The 4,233-nt window shown below is 58.6% G+C and carries 5 protein-coding genes; 1 reads left to right on the top strand and 4 read right to left on the bottom strand.

Going from position 1 to position 4,233, the window contains the following annotated elements; genetic code table 11:
• Positions 1 to 230 precede the first annotated feature (230 nt).
• The 3 genes from ACP7AP_RS24025 to ACP7AP_RS24015 form a co-directional block, all read right to left on the bottom strand.
• Positions 231 to 1,352 carry an aminotransferase class V-fold PLP-dependent enzyme gene (locus ACP7AP_RS24025; RefSeq protein WP_426038421.1) on the bottom strand — a complete coding sequence of 374 codons (1,122 nt, stop codon included), beginning with the start codon at positions 1,350 to 1,352 and terminating at the stop codon, positions 231 to 233.
• 123 nt (positions 1,353 to 1,475) lie between these two features.
• Positions 1,476 to 1,934, bottom strand: a complete 459-nt coding sequence (locus ACP7AP_RS24020; protein WP_426038419.1) for an Lrp/AsnC family transcriptional regulator — start codon at positions 1,932 to 1,934, stop codon at positions 1,476 to 1,478.
• Positions 1,931 to 2,389 (bottom strand): Lrp/AsnC family transcriptional regulator, encoded by a 459-nt coding sequence (locus tag ACP7AP_RS24015; protein WP_426038417.1) that lies wholly within the window; start codon positions 2,387 to 2,389, stop codon positions 1,931 to 1,933. Before ACP7AP_RS24015 ends, ACP7AP_RS24020 begins: the two co-directional genes overlap by 4 nt.
• Positions 2,390 to 2,517: 128 nt before the next feature.
• Here ACP7AP_RS24015 and ilvC point away from each other — a divergent pair, with 128 nt between their 5' ends.
• Positions 2,518 to 3,540, top strand: coding sequence for a ketol-acid reductoisomerase (gene ilvC / locus ACP7AP_RS24010; RefSeq protein WP_426038415.1), 1,023 nt, complete (start codon positions 2,518 to 2,520; stop codon positions 3,538 to 3,540).
• An 84-nt stretch (positions 3,541 to 3,624) separates the two neighbouring features.
• On the opposite strand, the gene ACP7AP_RS24005 is transcribed toward ilvC, so the two are convergent.
• Positions 3,625 to 3,846: a hypothetical protein gene (locus ACP7AP_RS24005; protein ID WP_426038413.1), complete on the bottom strand. Its 222-nt coding sequence runs from the start codon at positions 3,844 to 3,846 to the stop codon at positions 3,625 to 3,627.
• Between the last annotated feature and the right edge of the window lie 387 nt (positions 3,847 to 4,233).

Genomic DNA, 4,233 nt, shown 5'->3' with positions numbered 1-4,233 from the left:
CAGGGCGGCGATCCTGAACCGATTTACGGCACTTGGAACGCCGCAAACTCAACGTGTGGGATGACTCTGTCCAGCGGAAGGGAAAACTCGACCTCAGGCTGATTTGTGCAACAGAGCCGTGACGATCCCAAAAAACCACAAGATATTGTATGAAACCGCCAAAAATCTGCCATTAACCACAAGTCGTTCCCAGCGGGGAAAAAATGCAGCTGTAACAGCAGATCAGCGCTTCACAAAACCGCATCCACCCCGCGCCGCAACCGCGCCACAGTCGCCGCCACATCCGCCAGCTTATCCAATCCAAACAACCCCAGCCGGAAGGTGCGGAACGCCTCTCCCTCGCCGACCTGCAACGGCACCCCGGCAGCAATCTGCATCCCCAAAGCGCGGAACTTCGCGCCATTCTGCACCGCCGGATCTTCGGTGAAACTCACCACCACACCCGGAGCCTGAAACCCTGCCGCCGCAACCGAAGCCGCGCCCTTCTCGGCCAAAATCGTCCGCACAGCGCTCCCCAACTCCCACTGCGCCGCTTTCGCTTCGGCAAACCCCATCGCGCGGGTTTCCAACATCGCATCGCGGAACCCCACGATCGCATCCGTCGGCATCGTGGCATGATAGGCGTGGCCGCCACTCTCATAAGCAGCCATGATGCTGCGCCATTTCTTCAAATCCAGCGCAAAACTGTTCGACGTGGTTTCCGCCAACCGCGTCTCCGCAAGCGCGCTCATCACCACGATCCCGACCGCCGGAGACGCCGACCAGCCCTTCTGCGGGGCCGAGATCAGCACATCCACCCCAACAGCCTGCATATCCACCCAAACGCAGCCCGACGCGATGCAATCGAGCACCATCAGCGCGCCCACCTCATGCGCCGCCGAAGCCACCGCCGCGATGTAATCATCCGGCAGGATAATCCCGCTGGAGGTCTCGACATGCGGCGCAAACACCGCATCCGGGCGCATCTCGCGAATCTTCGCGCAAACCTCCTCGACCGCAGGCGGAGCATATGCCGCCTGCGCACCGTTCCCGCTCGCCCGCGCCATCACAACTGTGGGTTCCGCAAATCCCCCCGCCTCAAAAATCTGACTCCAGCGATATGAAAACCAACCATTGCGGATGATCAAAGCCGAGCCTTGACCAAACTGCCGCGCCACCGATTCCATCGCATAAGTGCCGCCTCCCGGCACCAAAGCCACCGCAGCGCCGTTATAAACCTCGCGCAGCAGCCCCGAGACCTCGCGCATCACCCCCTGAAACTTCGCCGACATGTGGTTCAAAGACCGATCGGTGAACACCACCGAGAATTCTTCCAAACCATCCGGGTCAACATAGGCATGTGGCAGTTTCATCGCAGCACTCCTTGCAAAGCTTTGCCCGCAATCTAGCGCCAATTTCCGCCAGAGCAGCGCGAAAACCGACACCTCCTTCGTGCTTTTCACAGAAGACTGCTTTCGGAAAATCTTGAAAACCCGCTACCCCAACGGCCCCGGCCGCCGCTCCTCGGTCAGCAAAACATTCGCCTCCACCTGCCCCACCCCTGGCAGAGTCATGATCCTACGGCGCAAAACCCGCTCAAAATCCGCAATGTCCCGCGCCACCACCCGCAACCGGTAGTCGAACAGGCCCAAAACGTGCTGCACCACCTGCACCTCTGGAATAGCCATCACCGCCCGCTCAAAATCCTCCAGCGAAACCCGGCCCTTGGTGGCCAGCTTCACCCCCAGAAACACCGTCACGCCAAAGCCCAACGCCGCGCGGTCCGCGTCCACCCGCGCGCCCGCGATCACCCCCGCTGCCTCCAGCCGCTTCACCCGCCGCCACGTCGCAGGCTGCGACAAGCCCAACCGCCGCCCCAATTCCCCCGCCGAGACCCCGGCATCCAGCGACAGGCTGCGCAAAATCGCACGGTCCAGATCATCCAGATCCATCACAACGGCAACCCTTCCGAATCCTTGATCGTCGCAATCAACATCAGCGCATCGACCTCAGAGATATGCGGCAAAGCCAGAATCCGCTGCCGATACACCTGTTGATACTGCGCCATATCCGTTGCTATCACATTCAGCCGCACATCGACCCGACCCAAAAACGTCTCAATCGCCACCACTTCCGGCACCTCACGCGCGGCGGCAATGAACTCGTCAAACGCGCGCGGATTGGTTTTATCCAGCGTGAAGCGCAACGAAACCTCCACCTCATAGCCCAGTTTGCGCCAATCAATCCGCGCCTGCGCCACCCCGATCACCCCGGCCTGCGCCAACCGCTCCAACCGCCGCGACAAGGTGGCCTGCGTCACCCCGGCCCGCTCGGCAAGTGCGCTGCGCGTTAACGCAGGTTCGCTAAGATGATGACGCAAAATCCGACGGTCGGCCTCATCAAGCTGCATGATTTTATCACCGATCTATAATGGCGCGCATGATCCATCCACCAAACCGCAAATATAGTCAAACAATGCACGCGAAACACCGTGGAAATCCCTATGCTGCGCTCATCAAACCAAGAAGGAGCGCCCAAATGCGCGTTTATTACGACCGTGACTGCGATGTGAACATCATCAAAGACAAAAAAGTAGCCATCCTCGGCTACGGCTCTCAAGGCCACGCCCATGCGCTGAACCTGCGCGATTCGGGCGCGAAGAACCTTGTTGTGGCTTTGCGCGAAGGCTCGCCCTCCGCCAAGAAAGCTGAAGGCGAAGGCCTGAAGGTCATGGGCATCGCCGAAGCCGCCGCTTGGGCCGACCTGATCATGTTCACCATGCCCGATGAATTGCAGGCTGAGACCTACAAGAAATATGTCCACGACAACATCCGTGAAGGTGCGGCGATTGCCTTCGCCCACGGCCTGAACATCCATTTCGGCCTGATCGAGCCGAAGAAGGGCGTCGACATCATCATGATGGCCCCCAAAGGCCCCGGCCACACTGTGCGCGGCGAATACACCAAAGGCGGCGGCGTGCCCTGCCTTGTCGCGGTACATACCGATGCAACCGGCAAGGCGATGGAAATCGGCCTGTCCTATTGCTCAGGTATCGGTGGCGGTCGCTCCGGCATCATCGAGACCAACTTCCGTCAAGAATGTGAAACCGACCTGTTCGGCGAACAAGCCGTTCTCTGTGGTGGCTTGATTGAACTGATCCGCATGGGCTTTGAGACTCTGGTCGAAGCTGGCTACGAGCCGGAAATGGCCTATTTCGAGTGCCTGCATGAAGTGAAACTGATCGTCGATCTGATCTATGAAGGCGGCATCGCCAACATGGATTACTCGATCTCGAATACCGCAGAATACGGCCAATACGTCTCGGGTCCGCGCATCCTGCCGTATGACGAGACGAAAGCCCGCATGAAAGCCGTGCTGTCCGACATCCAGTCCGGCAAATTCGTCCGCGATTTCATGCTGGAAAACACTGTTGGCCAGCCGACGATCAAAGCCTCGCGTCGCTCGAACGACGAACACCAGATCGAACTGGTCGGCAAAAAGCTGCGCGACATGATGCCGTGGATTTCCAAAGGCAAAATGGTTGATAAAGCGCGGAACTAATCCTTATCGTCGCGCAAAAATCGGGGCTGGTGGCATACGCCGCCAGCCCCGATTTTTATTCATAACGCCGTATTCGAGAACATTTTATTCCAGAACTGGGGCTACATTCAGATTGCGTGGCACGCGCTCGTCCAGCGGCATCAGAAAGGCAACTCCGCCCTGCGGACCATCCTTGGCCAAAGTCGATTTCGGGGCAAACGGGTCGTGCTTGCGTTCCTCCGTCCGCTCTTTGCTGATCAAAGCAAAGATGCAAACGGCCCCAAGCGTGCAAAGCGCCAGCATCGGAACGATCCATGCTGTATCCATCTGGTATTCCTTTCGTGCTATCATCCTGCGTCACCAACAAGCTGGCGGCGTTCTGGTTCCCTAATTGCAACTGGTGGCGTCCCCTGCGCCCTACCCCAGACCATGACAACGGCTCGCAGAAAAGCTATGTCATCGGCATCGCACAGGCGGCTACAGTGCCACTTTGCCACCGCCGCCCCGTAATCGATACGGGGCAGCATGGCTGAACGCAAAGGCGCAAAATCCGGTCAAAGATCAATATTTTTTGACCAATCCCTCATAAGACAGTGAAAGGCTTATCCCTTTTAGTCCGGTCGGCCTACATGTTGACGCGGCGCAGAACCTCGCGTCTGCGGCTTTAGAGGCGACCCGGATCAGTTTTGATCGCTATGCTGAGTTATGGGTGGC

The sequence above is a fragment of the Cypionkella sp. TWP1-2-1b2 genome (genome assembly GCF_049896245.1).
Lineage (GTDB): Bacteria > Pseudomonadota > Alphaproteobacteria > Rhodobacterales > Rhodobacteraceae > Cypionkella.
Note: the sequence above shows the minus strand (reverse complement) of the source record. Positions and strands in the feature narration are given on the sequence as shown.

Excerpts from the sequence above, each read along its gene's own strand:
- ilvC (WP_426038415.1), top strand. The coding sequence starts at position 2,518 with ATGCGCGTTTATTACGACCGTGACTGCGATGTGAACATCATCAAAGAC.
- ACP7AP_RS24005 (WP_426038413.1), bottom strand. The coding sequence starts at position 3,846 with ATGGATACAGCATGGATCGTTCCGATGCTGGCGCTTTGCACGCTTGGG.
- ACP7AP_RS24015 (WP_426038417.1), bottom strand. The coding sequence starts at position 2,389 with ATGCAGCTTGATGAGGCCGACCGTCGGATTTTGCGTCATCATCTTAGC.
- ACP7AP_RS24025 (WP_426038421.1), bottom strand. The coding sequence starts at position 1,352 with ATGAAACTGCCACATGCCTATGTTGACCCGGATGGTTTGGAAGAATTC.